The following is a 501-nucleotide window of genomic DNA, read 5'->3' as shown; positions in this document are numbered from 1 at the left end:
TGGTAAACTGGTAAAAATCAGTGATGGAAGTATCCATTGCCAGAGTGGGGCCGGGATAGGGCTCTCTTTTTAACAGTTCCTCCACCATGGGAATATGCCGGTCATAGATATGGGCATCCGCGATCACATGGACCAGCTCTCCGGCCTTAAGACCGCTTACCTGGGCAAACATGTGGAGCAGCACGGCGTACTGGCACACATTCCAGCTGTTGGCCGTAAGCATGTCCTGGGAACGCTGGTTCAGTATTCCGTTCAGCGTGTGGCCGGACACATTAAATGTCATGCTGTAGGCACATGGGTAGAGGTTCATCTCGTGCAGGTCGTGGTGGTTGTAGATATTGGACATGATCCGCCTGCTTAAAGGGTTGTGCTTTAAGTCATAAAGGATGCGGTCCACCTGGTCGAAGTCCCCCTCCTTATAGTGATGCTTCACTCCCAGCTGGTATCCGTATGCCTTGCCGATGGAACCGTTCTCATCAGCCCAGGAACTCCCATATATGG

The 501-nt window shown here is 52.1% G+C and carries 1 pseudogene; it reads right to left on the bottom strand.

Going from position 1 to position 501, the window contains the following annotated elements:
• A pseudogene (gene thyA, locus HMPREF9469_RS30440) lies at positions 1-501 on the bottom strand (thymidylate synthase); the annotation flags it as partial.

This window comes from [Clostridium] citroniae WAL-17108 (genome assembly GCF_000233455.1).
In the GTDB taxonomy this organism is placed as follows: Bacteria; Bacillota; Clostridia; order Lachnospirales; family Lachnospiraceae; genus Enterocloster; species Enterocloster citroniae.
This window is presented reverse-complemented; position numbering and strand designations above follow the sequence as displayed.